At 68.0% G+C, this 17,407-nt stretch carries 14 protein-coding genes; 8 read left to right on the top strand and 6 right to left on the bottom strand.

Going from position 1 to position 17,407, the window contains the following annotated elements; translation table 11 throughout:
- Window positions 1-24: 24 nt before the first annotated feature.
- Entirely contained in the window at window positions 25-549 is a 525-nt protein-coding gene (locus AC07NG_RS16895) for a methylated-DNA--[protein]-cysteine S-methyltransferase (RefSeq protein WP_494595232.1), read from the top strand.
- On the opposite strand, the gene AC07NG_RS16890 is transcribed toward AC07NG_RS16895, so the two are convergent.
- Complete coding sequence (locus tag AC07NG_RS16890) at window positions 546-974, bottom strand: DUF4345 family protein (RefSeq protein ID WP_492853679.1); 429 nt, start codon at window positions 972-974, stop codon at window positions 546-548. The genes AC07NG_RS16895 and AC07NG_RS16890 overlap by 4 nt on opposite strands.
- 39 nt (window positions 975-1,013) lie before the next feature.
- The gene (locus tag AC07NG_RS16885) at window positions 1,014-1,397 is read right to left on the bottom strand and encodes a VOC family protein (RefSeq protein ID WP_494595230.1); all 384 of its coding nucleotides are present in this window, start codon (window positions 1,395-1,397) and stop codon (window positions 1,014-1,016) included.
- Window positions 1,398-1,598: 201 nt separating this feature from the next.
- On the opposite strand from AC07NG_RS16885, the gene groES reads away from it, so the two are divergent.
- Together groES and groL are read left to right on the top strand one after the other, a co-directional pair.
- Window positions 1,599-1,889, top strand: coding sequence for a co-chaperone GroES (gene groES, locus AC07NG_RS16880; protein WP_110119081.1), 291 nt, complete (start codon window positions 1,599-1,601; stop codon window positions 1,887-1,889).
- 63 nt (window positions 1,890-1,952) lie between these two features.
- A complete protein-coding gene (gene groL, locus AC07NG_RS16875) occupies window positions 1,953-3,596 on the top strand; it encodes a chaperonin GroEL (protein WP_487288134.1) in 1,644 nt (547 codons plus the stop codon).
- A gap of 157 nt (window positions 3,597-3,753) precedes the next feature.
- Here groL and AC07NG_RS16870 read toward each other — a convergent pair whose 3' ends face one another.
- Window positions 3,754-4,404: a tetratricopeptide repeat protein gene (locus AC07NG_RS16870; protein ID WP_494595229.1), complete on the bottom strand. Its 651-nt coding sequence runs from the start codon at window positions 4,402-4,404 to the stop codon at window positions 3,754-3,756.
- Between the two features lie 211 nt (window positions 4,405-4,615).
- Here AC07NG_RS16870 and AC07NG_RS16865 point away from each other — a divergent pair, with 211 nt between their 5' ends.
- From AC07NG_RS16865 to AC07NG_RS16855, 3 genes are all read left to right on the top strand, one after another.
- Entirely contained in the window at window positions 4,616-5,446 is an 831-nt protein-coding gene (locus AC07NG_RS16865; protein WP_494595228.1) for a TonB family protein, read from the top strand.
- A 31-nt stretch (window positions 5,447-5,477) separates the two neighbouring features.
- Entirely contained in the window at window positions 5,478-5,789 is a 312-nt protein-coding gene (locus tag AC07NG_RS16860) for a hypothetical protein (protein WP_494595226.1), read from the top strand.
- 272 nt (window positions 5,790-6,061) lie between these two features.
- Window positions 6,062-6,745, top strand: coding sequence for a Fe2+-dependent dioxygenase (locus AC07NG_RS16855; protein ID WP_494595224.1), 684 nt, complete (start codon window positions 6,062-6,064; stop codon window positions 6,743-6,745).
- Window positions 6,746-6,933: 188 nt separating this feature from the next.
- Here the strand turns inward: AC07NG_RS16855 and AC07NG_RS16850 are convergent, their stop codons facing one another.
- From AC07NG_RS16850 to AC07NG_RS16840, 3 genes are all read right to left on the bottom strand, one after another.
- The gene (locus AC07NG_RS16850) at window positions 6,934-8,460 is read right to left on the bottom strand and encodes a tryptophan halogenase family protein (RefSeq protein WP_494595223.1); all 1,527 of its coding nucleotides are present in this window, start codon (window positions 8,458-8,460) and stop codon (window positions 6,934-6,936) included.
- Window positions 8,461-8,498: 38 nt separating this feature from the next.
- A complete protein-coding gene (locus AC07NG_RS16845) occupies window positions 8,499-10,052 on the bottom strand; it encodes a tryptophan halogenase family protein (RefSeq protein ID WP_494595221.1) in 1,554 nt (517 codons plus the stop codon).
- A 125-nt stretch (window positions 10,053-10,177) separates the two neighbouring features.
- A complete protein-coding gene (locus AC07NG_RS16840) occupies window positions 10,178-13,258 on the bottom strand; it encodes a TonB-dependent receptor (RefSeq protein ID WP_487288127.1) in 3,081 nt (1,026 codons plus the stop codon).
- A 666-nt stretch (window positions 13,259-13,924) separates the two neighbouring features.
- On the opposite strand from AC07NG_RS16840, the gene AC07NG_RS16835 reads away from it, so the two are divergent.
- A complete protein-coding gene (locus AC07NG_RS16835; protein WP_110119074.1) occupies window positions 13,925-14,962 on the top strand; it encodes a LacI family DNA-binding transcriptional regulator in 1,038 nt (345 codons plus the stop codon).
- 67 nt (window positions 14,963-15,029) lie between these two features.
- Window positions 15,030-17,285: a beta-glucosidase family protein gene (locus tag AC07NG_RS16830; RefSeq protein WP_494595219.1), complete on the top strand. Its 2,256-nt coding sequence runs from the start codon at window positions 15,030-15,032 to the stop codon at window positions 17,283-17,285.
- Window positions 17,286-17,407: the final 122 nt, after the last annotated feature.

Here is a 17,407-nt window from a genome sequence, read left to right as displayed (position 1 = left end):
GGCTGACCCCGCCATAATGTCGCCATGCCGACGCCGACCCCTCGCCTCATCCTCGACCGCGCGCCAAGCCCGATCGGCGAGATGCTGCTGGTCACCGACCAGGACGGCCGGCTGCGCGCCGCCGACTTCCACGATCACGAGGATCGCCTGCACCGCCTGCTGCGGCTGCACTACGGCCAGACGCCGCTGGCGAGCGGCCCGGCGCCCGCCGCGATCCGCCAGGCGCTGGCGGCCTATTTCGAGGGAGACCTCGCCACCCTGTCGGCCATCCCCTGGGCGACCGGCGGCACGGCCTTCCAGCAAAGCGTCTGGCGGGCCCTGGGCGAGGTGACGGCGGGAACGACCCTGACCTATGCCGGCCTCGCCGCCCGCATCGGACGCCCGGCGGCCGTGCGCGCGGTCGGCGCGGCCAACGGCGCCAACCCGCTCAGCATCGTCGTGCCCTGCCATCGCCTGGTCGGCGCGGACGGCTCGCTGACCGGCTACGGCGGCGGCATCGAACGCAAGGCCTGGCTGCTGGCGCACGAGGGCGCGCGGCCGGGGCTCTAGACCAGCATGCTGGCGCCGACGCGATGCAGCGGCAGGGCGCCCTGGTTGAAGAACGGCAGGGCCAGGGTGATCCCCATCAGCAGGTCCAGGACGATGCTGCCGTAGTTGAAGCGGCCGCCGGCCTTCTGCATCAGCATGGAGACGAAGCGCCCGAAGGCCGCGCCGAACCAGGCCACCGCCAGCACCAGGGCCATGGCCGCGCCGGCGCTGGACTGCCAGCCCAGGAACAACGCCGCCGCGCCGTGCGAGGCGATCAGCAGGCCGCCGAAGGCCCGTCCCTCGGTGACGGCGGCGCTCTCTTCCTCGCTCTTCAGACCGGCCAGGCCCAGCATCGAGTCCGGCCGCGCCAGCACCAGACCGCCCAGCACGCCCCCGATCACGCAAGCGACCACGGCCAGGATCAGCGACAGGGCGTAGCTCGACATCAGGGGCGGTCTCCGGAAAAGGACTCAGACGGGCGGGACTCAGGCGGGCGCGTGGCAGACGGCTTCGACATTGAACCCGTCCGGGTCCAGAACGAAGCCGCCGTAATAATGTTCGTGGTAATGAGGGCGAAGTCCGGGCGCGCCGTTGTCGGTCCCGCCGGCCTCGAGCGCCGCCGCGTAGAAGGCGTCGACCTCGGCCCTGGTCTTGGCCGAAAAGCAGACGTGCAGCTTGCCGCTCGTCCCGCCGCCGCCCGAGATCCAGAACTGCGGACGCTGGGCGCCGTAGCCGACCGCGTCGATGCCGCCGGTATATTCCTTGGGCACGGTGTAAAGCCGCTTGATCCCCAGCGGCGCCAGGGCCGCGTCGTAAAAAGCAGCCGAGCGCTCGAAATCGGCCACATCGAACCCCAGATGATCGAACATCGAAGACCCTCCCTTTTCGCCCTCGTTGCACCGCGCCATTTACCGCGATCGTAAAAAGTTCGCCGGCGTCGTCCTTGACTCCCCAAGGACCGGCGCCTAACTCGTGCCTGGCGTTGGCACTCGATGGGAGCGACTGCTAACAGCGACGCTCCCTCGGCCTAACGAAGCCTTTTACAGAAACCGTTCCGACGGAGAAGACACATGAAATTTCGTCCCCTGGGCGACCGCGTCCTCGTGAAGCGCGTCGAAGAAGAAACCACCACCAAGGGCGGGATCATCATCCCCGACACCGCCAAGGAAAAGCCGCAAGAAGGCGAAGTCGTCGCCGTCGGCCCCGGCGCCCGCAACGACAAGGGCGACCTGGTCGCTCTCGACCTGAAGGCCGGCGACCGCATCCTGTTCGGCAAGTGGTCGGGCACCGAAGTGAAGGTCGACGGCAAGGACCTGCTGATCATGAAGGAAAGCGACGTCCTGGGCGTGGTCGAAGCCTAATCGGCTTCCCTTCCCGACGGCTTCCTTCCTCACGAAATTCTCAAGATTAGAAAGGCGCCCACCATGGCCGCTAAAGACGTTTATTTCGGCTCCGACGCGCGCGACAAGATGCTGCGCGGCGTCAACGTTCTCGCCAACGCCGTGAAGGTGACGCTCGGTCCGAAGGGCCGCAACGTCGTCATCGAAAAGTCGTTCGGCGCCCCGCGCACCACCAAGGACGGCGTCTCGGTCGCCAAGGAAATCGAACTGTCTGACAAGTTCGAGAACCTCGGCGCGCAGATGATCCGCGAAGTGGCTTCGAAGACCAACGACAAGGCCGGCGACGGCACCACCACCGCCACCGTGCTGGCTCAAGCCATCGTCCAGGAAGGCCTCAAGTCGGTCGCCGCCGGCATGAACCCGATGGACCTGAAGCGCGGCATCGACAAGGCCGTCGCCATCGCCGTCGAGGACATCAAGAAGTCCTCCAAGAAGGTCACCACCAACGGCGAAATCGCCCAGGTCGGCACCATCTCGGCCAACGGCGACAAGGAAGTTGGCGAGATGATCGCCAAGGCCATGGACAAGGTCGGCAACGAAGGCGTCATCACCGTCGAAGAAGCCAAGACCGCCGAAACCGAACTCGACGTCGTCGAAGGCATGCAGTTCGACCGCGGCTACCTGTCGCCGTACTTCATCACCAACGCCGACAAGATGGAAGTTCAGCTCGAAGAGCCGCTCATCCTGCTGTTCGAAAAGAAGCTGTCGTCGCTGCAGCCGCTGCTGCCGGTGCTGGAAGCCGTCGTCCAGTCGGGCCGCCCGCTGGTGATCATCGCCGAAGACGTCGAAGGCGAGGCCCTGGCCACGCTGGTCGTCAACAAGCTGCGTGGCGGCCTGCGCGTCGCCGCCGTCAAGGCTCCGGGCTTCGGCGATCGCCGCAAGGCCATGCTGGAAGACATCGCCATCCTGACCGGCGCCCAAGTGGTGTCGGAAGACCTGGGCATCAAGCTCGAGAACGTGTCGCTCGACATGCTCGGCCGCGCCAAGAAGGTCTCGATCACCAAGGACGACACCACCATCGTGGACGGCGTCGGTGAGAAGGACGCGATCGAGGCCCGCATCGCCCAGATCAAGCGCCAGATCGAAGACACCACCTCGGACTACGACAAGGAAAAGCTGCAAGAGCGTCTGGCCAAGCTGGCCGGCGGCGTCGCGGTCATCCGCGTCGGCGGCTCGACCGAAGTCGAAGTGAAGGAAAAGAAGGACCGCGTCGACGACGCCCTCAACGCGACCCGCGCGGCCGCCGATGAAGGCATCGTCCCCGGCGGCGGCACCGCCCTGCTGAAGGCCTCCAAGGCCCTGGCCGGCGTGACCGGCGACAACGACGACCAGACGGCCGGCATCGCCATCGTCCGTCGCGCCCTGCAATCGCCGATCCGCCAGATCGCCGAGAACGCCGGCGTCGAAGGTTCGATCGTGGTCGGCAAGATCCTGGAAAACGACAGTCCCTCGTTCGGCTTCAACGCCCAGACCGAGCAGTATGTGGACCTGGTGACCGACGGCGTCATCGACCCGGCCAAGGTCGTGCGCACCGCCCTGCAGAACGCCGCCTCGGTGGCCGGCCTGCTGATCACCACGGAAGCCGCGATCGTCGAAGCCCCCAAGAAGGGCGGCGGCGCTCCGGCCGGCGGCGGCATGCCGGGCGGCATGGGCGACATGGATTTCTAAGAGAAATCCATGTCGCCCATCCTCGAAAGAGATCGGGATCGGCACGCCGATCCCGAGCGGCGACATGGATTTCTAAGAAATCCGGTCAGCACCAGCTGAACCAAAGAGAAGGGCGGGGCCGCGAGGCTCCGCCCTTTTTCTTTGCGCCTGGGCCCGTCTACCGCGTCACGCCCCGGCGAACCCACAGCGCCTCGACCGTCTTGTCGATCTTCAAGGCGCGGGCGATGTCGGCGTCGCCCTCGGCGTCCAGTCCCAGCCGACGCTTGACGACGCCGCGCATGAACAGAGGCGAGGCTACGCGCGGATAGGCGTTGAGCACCGCCTGGTAGTCAGCCAGGGCCAGGGCGTACTCGCCGCGCCGAAAGCGCACGAACCCGCGCGTATCCACTGCATCGCTCGTCGCGCCAAGACTGACCGCCTTTTCGCTGTCGGCGAGGGCGCGGTCGAGATCGCCGCCGCGCAAGGCCTCGATCCAGGCCACGTGGCTCCATGCGTTCGGCCGGGTCGGCGCTAGGCGCACCGCCTCGGCGTAGTCGACCGCCGCGCCGGCCAGATCGCCCGAGGCCTCGCGGACGAAGGCGCGCTCGGTGATCACCGGCGCGAAATTGGGCTCCAGCTTCAGCGCCTCGTCATAGGCGGCGATGGCGGTGGCGTGGTCGCCTTTCTTGGCGGCCGTCCGCGCCTTGCCCAGCGCCCTCGCCGTGGCCGCACTGACGGATTTGTAGCCGGCGTCCGCCGCGACGGCCATCGAGGACAAGCCGCCAAAGGCGACAACCACCGCCATCAGCGGCGCGAGACCCAAACGCATGATGCAACCCCCATTCGCAACGCGGCGACGCTACCCGCCGGGCGACACCGTCGCAATGACCCGATCATCGAAGCCCCGAGAAGGTTCGGACCGCCCGGGCGGCGCCCGGTTTCCTTGCCTATCGAAGAACAGTCGATAGCGAACTCGCACCCTGGTTGCTCCAGCAGCCAAGCTCCACTAGCAACGACATGGAACGTCGGGGGACGGGTGGATGAACTTGCTGATCGCGGCGATGATGATGGCGGCGGCGACCGCTGGCGCGGACTGTCCGGCCGGCGGCGATCCGTCCATTCCGCGGGTCCGCGCCAACTGGAAGACGCCCCTGTCGGCCGACAGCGTCATGTGGGCCTATCCGCCCCAGGCCGTGGCCACCCGCCAGGGCGGCAAGGCCGTGATCCAGTGCACGATCGACACCTTGGGCAAGGCGACCGAATGCTTCGTCGTCTCCGAAACGCCGACCGGATTCGGCTTCGGCGAAGCCGCCGTCAGTCTTCGCCCCCTGATGGAGTTCATGCCCGAGCTCCGCTGCGGCAAGCCGACCTCGTCCACCGTAACGATCCCCATCACCTTCTCGCCCCCGGCCGAGCGCAAGGTCGCCGCCGGTCCGATGCCCGCGCTGGCCGACCAGTTGCTCGGTCGCCGGCTGGCGCTGGCCCTGCGCATCGGCGACGACGCGGAAGCCGAGCTGATGGCCTACGGCGCCACCATGCTCTATCGCACCGACAGGCCCGTACCGCCCGAGCAGCGGCGCGCGCTGTACGAGATGCTGCAGGAAACGCGCCCCAAGGCGCGCCAGATCGTGGTCGAGGCCGCCGGCGTCGCCCTGGCCCGCGAGATGAGCTCGGCCGACCTGGAAGCCGCCGTCGCCTTCTACGAGGGCCCGGTCGGACAGGCCCTCGTGCGGGCCCAGGGAAACTTCCGCTATCAGGCCGGCAACGAGGCCCAGGCGGCCGGGGCCTCGATCCGCAACCTGCTCGACACCCAGTTCTGCGTGATCACCGGGATCTGCAAGGACGAGACCGCTCCCGCGCACGGCAATTGAACCTGGGCCGCCGGACCGCTACATCCGGCCCATGTTCCGACAGCGCCCCGACGCCGACATGACCCCCCAGGGCTGGGTGATCGCCGTGATGGTCGAGGTTCCCGGCGAGCGGACGCCCGTCCCGCACTACTTCGCCGTCGGCAAGGCCGACCGGGCCCTGGCCGAATGGGCGGCGACCGACCTGGCCCAGCAGGCCGGAACCATCGCCTCCAGCCCCGTCGATGGCCGCGAACCGGTCGACGCCATGCGCCAGATCCTCGCCTACCGCATGCGCGAACTGGGCCTGAAGACCGGCGAGGCCCGGGCGTTGGGCGACAAGTATCCGAGGCGTTGGCTGTTCTAGAGGCCTGAACGGAAGGCGGATTCCCCCTCCCCCGTAAAATCCCCGCGAAAGCGGGGACCCAGGTGTTTTATCGTTGAGCGCGGTGGGTTTCAGAAAAAGCCTGGGTCCCCGCTTTCGCGGGGATTTTACGGAAGATGGAGCGGCCCGCCTCGTCGAGAACGCACGGTCGCATCCTCTCACCACCCTTACGCAATCTTCTGCGAGCCGTTCGCATTGCCCGCGGCCGCCTCAGGCCCTAAAGCCTGAGCACGAGACGACGAAGGCCGACCGCCATGATGCTGCAGATCCCCGACGTGCTGACCCCCGATGAAGTCGCGCGCTGCCGTGCGATCATCGACGCCGCCCCGTGGGTCGACGGCAACGCCACCTCGGGCTTCCAGGCGGCCATGGCCAAGAACAACCAGCAGCTGCCGCAGGACGGCGCGGCCGCCCGCGAGGTCGGGGCGATCATCGTCCAGGCCCTGCAGAGCAACCCGCTGTTCGTCTCGGCCGCCCTGCCCCACACCATCCTGCCGCCGCTGTTCAACCGCTATGGCGAGGGCATGGGCTTCGGCGACCACGTCGACAATTCGATCCGCCGAAACCCCGCCACGGGCGCCCAGATCCGCACCGACCTGTCGGCCACCCTGTTCCTGACCGATCCCGACGACTACGACGGCGGCGAGCTGGTGGTCGAGGACACCTACGGCAGCCACCTGGTGAAACTGCCGGCCGGCTCGCTGATCCTCTATCCGGCCTCCAGCCTGCACCACGTGACCACGATCACGCGCGGCGCGCGCACGGCCAGCTTCTTCTGGATCCAGAGCCTGGTGCGCGACGACGCCAAGCGCAGCCTGCTGCTCGACATGGACGTCTCGATCCAGCGCCTGGCCGGCCAGGTCGGCCAGGGCGACGCCTCGGTGCTGTCGCTGACGGGCACCTACCACAACCTCCTGCGGATGTGGGCCGAGGTTTAGGACGCGCGAAACCCTCTCCCGTGGGGAGAGGGAGGGGCCCGCCGCGCAGCGGTGGGAGGGTGAGGGCGTACGCCGTCGGCGGTCCCGCCACCGTTGATCCCTGCCCTGTCCGGAAGGTCCCTAACCCCTCACCCTCCCAGGCTATCGCCTGGGCCCCTCCCTCTCCCTCTGGGAGAGGGGAAGAAAATCTACCCCGCCTTCCTCAGCGCCTCCGGAACCGGGGCCGGGCAGTACTGGCGCAGGAAGTCGCCGTGGCTGGGCAGGGTGTCGACGAGATCACTCAGCATCGGGGCGGACTTGTCGAGCAGGCCCTTCACCACCCCGGCCGGCAGGGTGTCGACCAGCTGCTGGTAGCGCTGGGGCCGGATGCCCATGCCTTCCATCACCGACTGCCAGCTGGGGGCGCGGAACATGTCGTCGACGCCGTCGCGCAGCACGCCGCCGGCCTTGAACAGCGCGATCCGCTCGCGAAGGCTCTCGGGCGGCGTCACCTGCTGGTAGGCGCGCCAGAACGGCGTGTCGTCGCGCTTGGTCGTGAAGTAGTGCAGCACGATGAAGTCGCGGATCTCCTCGTAGTCGGCCCGCATGCGCCGATTGTACTCGGCCGCCAGGGTGGCGTCGCAGTCGCGGTCGGGGAAGAACCGCAGCAGGTAGTCGACGCCGCGATAGATCAGGTGCAGGGCCGTCGACTCCAGCGGCTCGATGAAGCCGCCCGCAAGCCCGATGGCCACGCAGTTCTTGTTGAAGAGCTGCTTGCGCATGCCGGTCTTGAACGGCACCAGCCAGGGCTCGCGCACGGCCTCGCCCTCGACCTGGCTCATCAGCGTCGCCCGAGCCTCGTCGTCGCTGCAGAACTGGCTGCAATAGACGTAGCCGTTGCCGGCCCGGTGCTGCAGCGGGATGCGCCAGCGCCAGCCGGAGTCCTGGGCCTGGGCCAGGGTGTAGGGGTGCGGGTCGCGGATGTTGGCGGTCTGCACGGCGATGGCGCGGTCGCACAGCAGGACGTCCGACCAGTCGAGGAACTCCGTGCCCAGGGTCTTGCCGTTCAGCAGCGAGCGGAAGCCCGAGCAGTCGATGAAGAGGTCGCCTGAGGCCTCGCGGCCGTCCTGCAGGATCACCTTGTCGATGAAGCCGTCGGGCCGCGTGGCCACATCGCTGACGATGCCCTCGGTGCGCTTGACGCCCCGGGCCTCGGCGAACTTGCGCAGGAACCTGGCCAGCAGGGCCGCGTCGATGTGCACCGCGTAGTTGGCGTTGGCGATCATGGTGCGCGGGGCCATGGCCGGCGACATGAACTTCCAGCGGTCGGCCATCACCGAGGCCGGGGCGAAGTCCTGCAGGGCGGCGGGATGCCCTTCGGCCTTGCCGCGCAGCCAGACCTGATAGAACTCGTGCACGTCCACCGGCCCGCCGATCAGGCCGAACGGGTGGTAGTAGACCTCGCCCTTCTGGCGCCAGTTCTCGAAGCGGATGGCCAGCTTGAAGGCGGCCTGGGTCTCCTGCATGAACTCGACCTCGTCGATGCCGAGGCCGCGGATCAGCTGCAGGAAGGGCGGGATGGTGCTTTCGCCGACGCCGATGATGCCGATCTGCTCGGACTCGATCAGCTCGATCTCGCAGGGGCTGTCCTTGAGATAGTGGCTGAGCATGGCCGCCGTGATCCAGCCGGCCGAGCCGCCGCCCACGATCACGATCTTCCGCAGATTGTTGGCCATCGGGCCTCTCCCGTCGTCTTGTCTTTTATCGTTGTCGTCTATTCGGCCGCCGCCGGCTGGGCGGCGACGTAGCGGCGCAGGAACTCGCCGTGGGAGGGGGCCTCGGCGACCACCCGGGCCACGCCCGCCCGCATCTGGTTGAGGCTGGCGGCCAGGGCCGCGCCGTCGATCCCGTCCAGCGCCGGATCCCAGCCTTCGGGGCGGATGTCGAAGCCGTCGAAGATCGCCAGCCAGCTGGGCGGCTGGAACATCTCCCAGCGATAGCGGGCCACGTGGCCGCGGGCGCGGAACAGCTCGACCTTGCGGGCCAGGGTCTCGGGGATGTCGGCGTCGCGGGTGGTGCGCCAGAACGGCGTGTCGCCCCGCTGGGCGGCCTTGTAGTGCAGAATCACGAAGTCGCGCACCCGCTCCATCTCGCGCCGCGACCAGTCGTTGAACTCGTCGATCACCGCCGGGTCGAAGCGCCGGTCCGGGAACAGGGCTTTAAGCTTCTCGATCCCGGTCTCGATCAGGGCGATCGAAGTGCTCTCCAGCGGCTCCAGGAACCCCGACGCCAGGCCCAGGGCCACGACGTTGCGGTTCCACACCTGCTTGCGGCGGCCCGGCGTGAAACGGATCAGGCGCGGCTCGTGCAGCAGCCTGTCGGGCACGGCGGCGACCAGCTCGGCCTTGGCCGCCTCGTCGTCGATATGGCGGCTCGAATAGACATAGCCGTTGCCGTAGCGGTGCTGCAGCGGGATGCGCCAGCGCCAGCCGGCGTCATGGGCGGTGACGTCGGTATAGGGCGGCGGCTCGGCGCCTTCCCCAGAAGAATTGGCAGGAGGCTGGCTCTGCACGGCCAGCGCCCGGTCGCAGAACAGCCACTGCGACCAGTCCTCGTAGCCGGTCTCCAGCGCCTCCTCGATCAAGAGGCCCCGGAAGCCCGAGCAGTCGATGAAGAGGTCGCCCTCGATGGTCTGGCCCGTATGCAGGTCCAGCGAGGCGACGAAGCCGTCGTCGGGCCGCAGATTGACCTTCACGACCTTGGCGTCGATGCGACGCACGCCGTTGGCCTCGGCCACGCGGCGCATCAGCTGGGCGAAGAGGCTGGCGTCGAAGTGCAGGGCCCAGTCGAACACCGACAGGCTGGACGGCGGATTGGCCGCCGGCACGGTGAACTTGCCGGCCGCCGCCAGGCTGGCGCCCAGGCAGTACTCGCCGAACGCCCCGACCTCGCCGCTGGCGCGGGCCTTGGCCCAGTAGTGCTGGAAGGCCACCCCGTTCAGGTCCTGGCCATAGAGGCCGAAGGGATGGATGAAGGCCGAGCCGGGGGCCATCCAGTCCTTGAAGCGGATGCCGAGCTTGCAGGTGCCCTGGGTGGCGCGCAGCACCTCCAGGTCGTCGAGACCCAGGTTGCGGTAGAAGGCGCGGATGGTGGGGATGGTCGCCTCGCCCACCCCGATCGTGCCGATCTCGGAACTCTCGACCAGGGTGATGTCGATCGGCGCCTGACCGAAGTGGCGACGCAGGGCCGCGGCCGCCATCCAGCCGGCGGTGCCGCCGCCGACGATGACGATGCTGCGGATACGCCCTTCGCGGACGTCTTGGCTCATGGCCGATCCTCCCCGACCGAAACTGGCGCCCGAAGGCGCAAACGGAAAGCACCTGCTGAAACAAAAAAGACCCGTCGCGGCGGCCCTAGGGGAGCCGCCACGACGGGCGCAGGAGGAAAGTCAGATCACCACTTGGCGCGCAGGCCGATGGTGTAGCGAGGCTCGAACTCGTTTTGCTTGATGTACTGCGTCTTGCCCTTGGCGAACCGGGCGTAATAGGTCTCGATCTCGCCCGAGACGTTCGAGCCGTTCAGATAGACCGTGACGTTGTCGCGGATGTTGTAGCTGACGTTCACGTCCACGTAGCCGGTGGCGTCCTGGTAGATCGGGATGTTGTTGCTCATCACCTCGGCCAGGCGATCGTTGCGATAGTTGTAGGCCACGCGGGCCTGCAGCTTGTCGTCCTGATACCAGCCGACCAGGTTCCACTGGTGCTTGGAGTTGTCGACGAAGGGCAGCTTGTGGCCGTCCAGGCCGACGCGCGACTCCTCGCTCGGCGAGTAGGTGTAGTTGGTGTCGATGCCGAAGTTGGACAGGATCGGCATGTCGGGGATCACGTCGGTGAAGGCGATCTTGGCCCCCACTTCCACGCCCTCGACCGAACCGCTCTGGCCCTGCACCGGCAGCGAGACGTTGACCGGATCGCTGAGCGAGCCGTCGCCGTTGGTGAACCGGCCGGTGGTGACGCCGCTGGTCACGAAGCTGTCGATCTTCAGCTTGAAGGCCGACAGGTTGAACATCGAGGCCCGGCCGAAATAGTACTCGACGGCGCCGTCGAAGTTGTCCGAGCGCCACGGATCCAGCATCGGGTTGCCCGACGAGCTGGCGCCGGTGACGCAGCGCACGCCCGGCTTCACCGAGCCGCAGTCGGCGGTGAAGATCGACAGGCCGCCGCCGTAGTTGCCCAGGTCCAGCGGCTGCATCGTCTTCGAGAAGGCGAAGCGGAACTTCCAGTGGTCGCCCAGGTCGTAGACCGCGTTCAGCGACGGCAGCCAGTCGGTGTACTTGCGACGGGTGACCGTGTCGCCGACGTCGGCGTTGGTGTCGCCGTAGGCCAGGGTGTCGCCGGTGTTGTTCTGCTTGACCAGCAGTTCGGTCTGGATGACCCGCAGGCCGAAGTTGCCCGACAGGTTGCCGATGGAGAAGTCGGCCGCGCCATAGGCGCTCTGCTCCTTCAGGTCGACGTCGTAGGTCTGGCCGGGCACCTGCACGCGGGTCGCGCCGCCGAACACCTTGTTCTGGAAGGCGACGATGTCGTCGAAGTCCTTCGGGTCGATGGCCCAGAAGCCGGGCATGCCCGAGGTGACGCCGCCCAGGTCGGTGACGAACTGGATGTTGTTGTAGGTGTAGAGCTTGGTCGGGCGGTTGACGGTGTAGGGCTGGAACTCGGGCACGCCGGTGATCGGGTTGGGCACGAACTCGCCCGCCGAGCACTGGTTGTTGTCCATGGCCACGTCGATGGCCTTCCACTGCGCCATGCAGCCGGCGGCCGGAACGGCCGTGCCGTTCTTCTGCACCGCGCCAGCCACGCCGCCGTAGAACGACGAGAACAGGTGGAACTGCTCGACGCTGATCGAGCGGTCGCTCTGGCGGACGCCGGCGTCGACCTTGGTGATGAAGCCCAGGAACTTGTCGTCGAAGCGGTAGTGGCCGTCGGCGCGGAACACGTTCATGTCCGACTCGACCTCGTTGTTGCCTTCCGACGAGAAGGCCCCGATCGCGTAGCTGTCCTTGTTGGCCATGTAGTCGCGCAGGGTCTTGCCCGCGCCCAGGCCGCCCGAGATCGGCGTGTCGAAGCCGCTCCACACCGGGTGGCCGCCGCTGATGTCGTAGTGCAGCTGCGGGTTCTCGCCGTAGCCCTGCGGGTTGGGCGTCAGGTAGCAGCCGCCGGCCGAGCCGGCCACGGCGTTGCTGCGCTGGCTGGCCGGATACTGGTCGCAGATGGCCTTCGGATAGAACGGGCCGCGGGTGCGGTCCTGCGCGTTGCGGAACAGGTTGAAGCGGTTGGGCGCGTACTGCCAGTTGCTGAGGTCGCCCTGGGCCTGCCCGTTCATGCTCAGCTTTTCACCGTTGGCGCGGATGGCCCGCACCTCGGAGGTGAACTTGCCGCCGTTGTCGTACTTCAGTTCGAGGTTGTAGTTCTTCGATTCCGACTTGGTGACGCGGTTGACGCTGAACGAATTGATCCACCAGGCGTCGATGTCGTACTCGCTGACGGCCTGCCAGCCGCCGATGCCCACGGGCTGGAAGTCGGTCGGCTTGGTCCAGTTGCCGAAGGCGCCGCCGTCCCAGCGGTTGGAGATGTTGATGCCGATGGCGCGGTTGTATTCGTCGAGCTTGGCGTAGAAGCCTTCCGCGATCAGGGTGAAGCCTTCGCCCAGGTCGGCCTCGAACGACACGTTGACGCCGGTGCGCTTGCGCTCGACGACGCGGTTGAAGCTCTCGTAGCCGTGCGGCGAGATGAACGAGTTAGGGTTGGTGCCGCCCCAGTCGTTGTTGCCCGACAGCGCGACGGTGCCCGAATAGTTGTTGCCCAGGTTCGACTTGCTCTGGGCGGCCGACACCAGCAGGCCGACGCGGTCGTTGCGCCAGCTGGCCAGGATGTTGCCCAGGTAGTCGTCTTCGCTGGTGCGGTCGCCGCGCTGGCCTTCGACCGCGCCGGCGAGCGTGAAGCCTTCCGACATCTGGAACGGCCGGCGGGTGCGCAGGTCGATGGTGCCCGAGATGCCCGACAGGGCGTTGTTCGGGTCGGTCGACTTGTAGACCAGCACCTGGTTCATCAGCTGCGAGGGCACGTCCAGCAGGTTCGGCTGGGCCTCGCCCATGTTGCCGGCGCTGAGGTACTGCTCGCCGTTCAGCAGGGTGATCACCTGCTTGAGGCCGCGGATGTTGACGGTCTTGCCCTCGCCGGCGTCACGCTGGATCTGCACGCCGGTGATCCGCTGCAGCGAGTCGACGATGGTGACGTCGGGCAGCTTGCCGATGTCTTCCGACGAGATGGCGTCGACGATCGAGGCTTCCTTGCGCTTGACGTCGACGGATTTCAGCTGCGAGCCGCGCACGCCGGTGACGACGATCTCGTCGACCGCGGTCTCTTCGGTGGTCTGCGCCAGGGCGGTTGTGGTGATGACGGCCTGAGACGCGCCGGCCAGCAAGGCCAGGGTCAAGCCGCGAGTCCAGACGGACTTCGAACGTGGTGTGGTCAAGTCGATCGCTCCCCAATGTCTTTGTTCTTGCGTTCGGGCCGCGACGCTCTTTGCGCGCCGCGGTGGGTCTTGAGCCCGGGCCTTGGCCTTCACGCCAACCTGCTTCTGGCGGCCTTGACCCGGTGATGTCCTGTCGGCGACCCCCGGCGCCGGAACGGTGCTGCGAGACAGCCCTCAGTCGCCGCTCACGGTGGCTACATTCCCAAATGTCCCGAGCAAGTCAACAAGAATGTCAACGTTGTCATTTCTGAAAATCGCCGGAATGCAACATGTCCGCGAGGCGCTCAGGCCCGATCAGATCGAGCCCGAGAGACGGGATAGTTCCCTATTATATAAGGCATTTTACCTCACACACTTCGGCCTGAGCGACAAAGGAGACAGCGCTGCCAACCCCGCTTCGCCTCAACTCAATAAAATCTACGGGCGAGGCCACGAAGGGAATCAAAACCGCAGGACGCAGGCGACAAGGACGCCGAGGCCACGCCTAAATGTCCGACAAGACATTTGCGGGACAACACAATGTCCGACAATAAGACAATTTTTGACCCGAACCTGTCCCATTGCATGACAAGCCGATCCAGCTGCGGTATGGCTGGTCAAGGGAGCCGTCCGGCCGCCGTCCTGCCGGGCGCGCGGCGACGGCCGAGTCGGGTGCGGATCCTCTAAATGTCGACGATTCACGATGTGGCCCAGCGGGCCGGGGTCTCGGCCAAGACGGTCTCGCGGGTCCTCAACGACCACGCCAGCGTCACCGCCAAGACCCGCGACAAGGTCCGCGAGGCCATGTCCGCCCTCGGCTACCAGCCCAGCGCCGTGGCCCGCCAGTTCCGCGCCCAGGGCTCGTCGGCCGTCGGCGCCCTGATGGGCGACCCCAGCGGCGGCTATCACACCCGCACGCACCACGCCCTGCTGCTGGCCTGCCTGGAGACCGGCCGTCACCTGACGGTCGAGCTGTTCGACGGCCCGATCGCCGGCTGGCAGGACCGCATCCGCGCCTTCGTCGAGGACGGCGGCATCCGCGAGGTGGTGCTGCTGCCGCCCGAATGCGACTTCGGCCCGCTGAAGGCGCTGCTGCGCGAGCTGGAAGTGCGCTGCGTGCTGATCTCGCCGACCACGCCCGACCCGCATTTCCCGGCCATCGCCATGGACGACCGCGCCGCCGCCCGCGAGGTGGTCGAGCACCTGTTCAGCCTGGGCCACACCCGCATCGGCCACATCTCGGGCCACCCCGACCACGCCGCCAGCACCCATCGCCGCAACGGCTTCTTCGAGGCCTACGCCGCCGCCGGCCTGCCGCGCCCGGCGCCGGAGCTGATCGTCCAGGGCGAGTTCACCTTCAAGACCGGCCTCGACGCCGCCAGGCTGCTGCTAGAGATCGACGAGCCGCCGACCGCGATCTTCGCCGCCAACGACGAGATGGCCGCCGCCACCTGCATGGAGGCCCAGCGCCGCGGCCTGCGCATTCCCGACGACATCTCGGTGGTCGGCTTCGACGACGCGCCCATCGCCGGGGTCATCTGGCCGACCCTGACCACCATCCGCCAGCCGTTCGAGCCCATGGCCCTGCGCGCCCTGCAGACCTTCGCGGCCTGGAACAGCGGCGAATCCGGCCTGCGCACCGGACCGTTCCTGGCCCAGCACAGCCTGGTGATCCGCGAATCCACCGGCCCGGCCCGCAAGGGCCCGCCGGCCAAGACCAGCTGACGGATCCTCTCCGTCCGCGAAAACACCGCCGGTTACGCCGGCCAATAACATCCGTGTGGGAGGTAGAATGAACTCGCGTTTCCGCGCCAGCGCCCTGGCCCTGACCATCGCCCTCGGGGGCCTGGCCGCCCTGCCCGCCTGCGCCCAGGATCACGCCGGCCACGCCGCGGCTCCGGCAAGCCAGCCCTGGCTCGATCCCAAGCTCGACGCCGACACGCGCGCCGACCTCGTGCTCAAGGCCATGACCCAGGACGAGAAGCTGACCCTGGTCTACGGCTACTTCGGCGCCGACATGAAGCCCAAGTACACGCGCATCGAGGGCTCGCTGCCCGGCTCGGCCGGCTATGTGCCGGGCCTGCCGCGCCTGGGCATCCCGGCCCAGTGGGAAACCGACGCCGGCGTCGGCGTGGCCACGCAAGGCAGCGCCGCCGAATTCCGCGAACGCACCGCCCTGCCCTCGGGCATGGCCACCACCGCCACCTGGAACCCGGAGCTTGCCCAGAAGGGCGGCGCGATGATCGGCTCGGAGGCCCGCAACTCGGGCTTCAACGTCATGCTGGCCGGCGGCGTCAACCTGGTCCGCGAGCCGCGCAACGGCCGCAACTTCGAATACGGCGGCGAGGATCCGCTGCTGGCCGGCGTCATGGTCGGGGCCCAGATCAAGGGCATCCAGTCGGCCAAGATCGTCTCGACCATCAAGCACTACGCCCTGAACGCCCAGGAGACCGGCCGCTTCGTGGTCGACAGCCGGATCGGCCAGGCCGACGCCCGCACCTCCGACCTGCTGGCCTTCCAGATCGCCATCGAGGCGTCGGAGCAGCATTCGGTGATGTGCGCCTACAACCGCGTCAACGGCGACTACGCCTGCGAGAACGACTGGCTGCTCAACAAGGTGCTCAAGCAGGACTGGGGCTACAAGGGCTACGTCATGTCGGACTGGGGCGCGGTGCACTCCGGCTCCAAGTCGGTCAACGCCGGCCTCGACCAGGAATCGGCCGGCGACGCCTTCGACAAGCAGCCCTTCCTGGCGAGCGTGCTGAAGGCCGATCTGGCCAGCGGCGCGGTCAGCCAGGCGCGCCTGGACGACATGGCCCGCCGCATCGTCCGCTCGCTGTTCGCCAGCGGCGCGGTCGATCACCCGGTGAAGATCGCCCCGATCGATCTGGCCGCCAACGGCAAGGTCAGCCAGGCCGACGCCGAGGAAGGCATCGTCCTGCTGAAGAACGACAAGGGCCTGCTGCCCCTGGCGCTGAAGGCCCAGAAGATCGCCGTGATCGGCGCCTACGCCAATGTCGGCGTGCTGTCGGGCGGCGGCTCCTCGCAGGTCTATCCGGCCGGCGGCCGCGCCGTTCAGGGCCTGGAGCCCAAGACCTGGCCGGGCCCGGTGATCTACTACCCGTCCTCGCCGCTGAAGGCGCTGCAGGCCCGCGCCCCGCAGGCCAAGTTCACCTATGACGACGGCAAGGACCCGGCCGCGGTCGCCAAGCTGGCCGCCGACAGCGACCTCGTCATCGTCTTCGCCGACCAGTGGACCACAGAGTCGGAAGACGCCCCCTCCCTGACCCTGCCCAAGAACCAGGACGCGACGATCGCCGCCGCCGCCAAGGCCGGCAAGAAGGTGGTCGTGGTGCTGGAGACCGGCGGGCCAGTGACCATGCCCTGGCTGAACGACGTCGGCGCGGTGCTGCAGGCCTGGTATCCCGGCACCAACGGCGGCGAGGCCATCGCCCGCGTGCTGACCGGCGAGGTGGACGCGACCGGCCGCCTGCCGGTGACCTTCCCGGCCAGCGAGGCCCAGCTGCCCCGCCCCGTGCTCGACGGCGATCCGAAGACGCCCGATGCGCTGTTCTCCGTCGACTATTCGATCGAGGGCGCGGCCATCGGCTACAAGTGGTTCGACAAGAAGGGCCTGCAGCCGCTGTTCCCGTTCGGCCACGGCCTGTCCTACACCAGCTTCGCCTATTCGGACCTCAAGACCGCGACCACCGGCGGCAAGCTGACCGTGTCGTTCAAGGTCACCAACACCGGCAAGCGCGCTGGCAAGGACGTGCCGCAGGTCTATGTCTCGCCCAAGGCCGGCGGCTGGGAAGCCCCGCGCCGCCTGGCCGGCTTCCAGAAAGTCGCCCTCGCCCCCGGCGCCAGCCAGGCCGTCACCCTGACCGTCGACCCGCGCCTGCTGGCGGCCTGGGACGACGCCGCCCACGGCTGGAAGGTCGCGGCCGGCGACTACGAGGTGCAGCTGGGGGCGTCCTCGGCGGCGATCAGCGCGAAGGCGACGGCGACCGTGGCGGCGCAGAGCGTGCCGGTGGGGCTGCTGAAGTAACTCTCCGGCCAGCCTCGCCAGCGGCTCCCTGCTCCTCCCCCGTGAAACGGGGGAGGTGGCGCGGTGCGGATACGCGCCGTGACGGAGGGGGCGACCGCCGGCACAGAGCCCAGTCTCGGGGG

This window comes from Caulobacter sp. GW821-FHT10C03 (assembly GCF_059415485.1).
Note: the sequence above shows the minus strand (reverse complement) of the source record. Positions and strands in the feature narration are given on the sequence as shown.

Excerpts from the sequence above, each read along its gene's own strand:
- AC07NG_RS16895 (WP_494595232.1), top strand. The coding sequence starts at position 25 with ATGCCGACGCCGACCCCTCGCCTCATCCTCGACCGCGCGCCAAGCCCG.
- AC07NG_RS16890 (WP_492853679.1), bottom strand. The coding sequence starts at position 974 with ATGTCGAGCTACGCCCTGTCGCTGATCCTGGCCGTGGTCGCTTGCGTG.
- AC07NG_RS16885 (WP_494595230.1), bottom strand. The coding sequence starts at position 1,397 with ATGTTCGATCATCTGGGGTTCGATGTGGCCGATTTCGAGCGCTCGGCT.
- groES (WP_110119081.1), top strand. The coding sequence starts at position 1,599 with ATGAAATTTCGTCCCCTGGGCGACCGCGTCCTCGTGAAGCGCGTCGAA.
- groL (WP_487288134.1), top strand. The coding sequence starts at position 1,953 with ATGGCCGCTAAAGACGTTTATTTCGGCTCCGACGCGCGCGACAAGATG.
- AC07NG_RS16870 (WP_494595229.1), bottom strand. The coding sequence starts at position 4,404 with ATGCGTTTGGGTCTCGCGCCGCTGATGGCGGTGGTTGTCGCCTTTGGC.
- AC07NG_RS16865 (WP_494595228.1), top strand. The coding sequence starts at position 4,616 with ATGAACTTGCTGATCGCGGCGATGATGATGGCGGCGGCGACCGCTGGC.
- AC07NG_RS16860 (WP_494595226.1), top strand. The coding sequence starts at position 5,478 with ATGTTCCGACAGCGCCCCGACGCCGACATGACCCCCCAGGGCTGGGTG.
- AC07NG_RS16855 (WP_494595224.1), top strand. The coding sequence starts at position 6,062 with ATGATGCTGCAGATCCCCGACGTGCTGACCCCCGATGAAGTCGCGCGC.
- AC07NG_RS16850 (WP_494595223.1), bottom strand. The coding sequence starts at position 8,460 with ATGGCCAACAATCTGCGGAAGATCGTGATCGTGGGCGGCGGCTCGGCC.
- AC07NG_RS16845 (WP_494595221.1), bottom strand. The coding sequence starts at position 10,052 with ATGAGCCAAGACGTCCGCGAAGGGCGTATCCGCAGCATCGTCATCGTC.
- AC07NG_RS16835 (WP_110119074.1), top strand. The coding sequence starts at position 13,925 with ATGTCGACGATTCACGATGTGGCCCAGCGGGCCGGGGTCTCGGCCAAG.
- AC07NG_RS16830 (WP_494595219.1), top strand. The coding sequence starts at position 15,030 with ATGAACTCGCGTTTCCGCGCCAGCGCCCTGGCCCTGACCATCGCCCTC.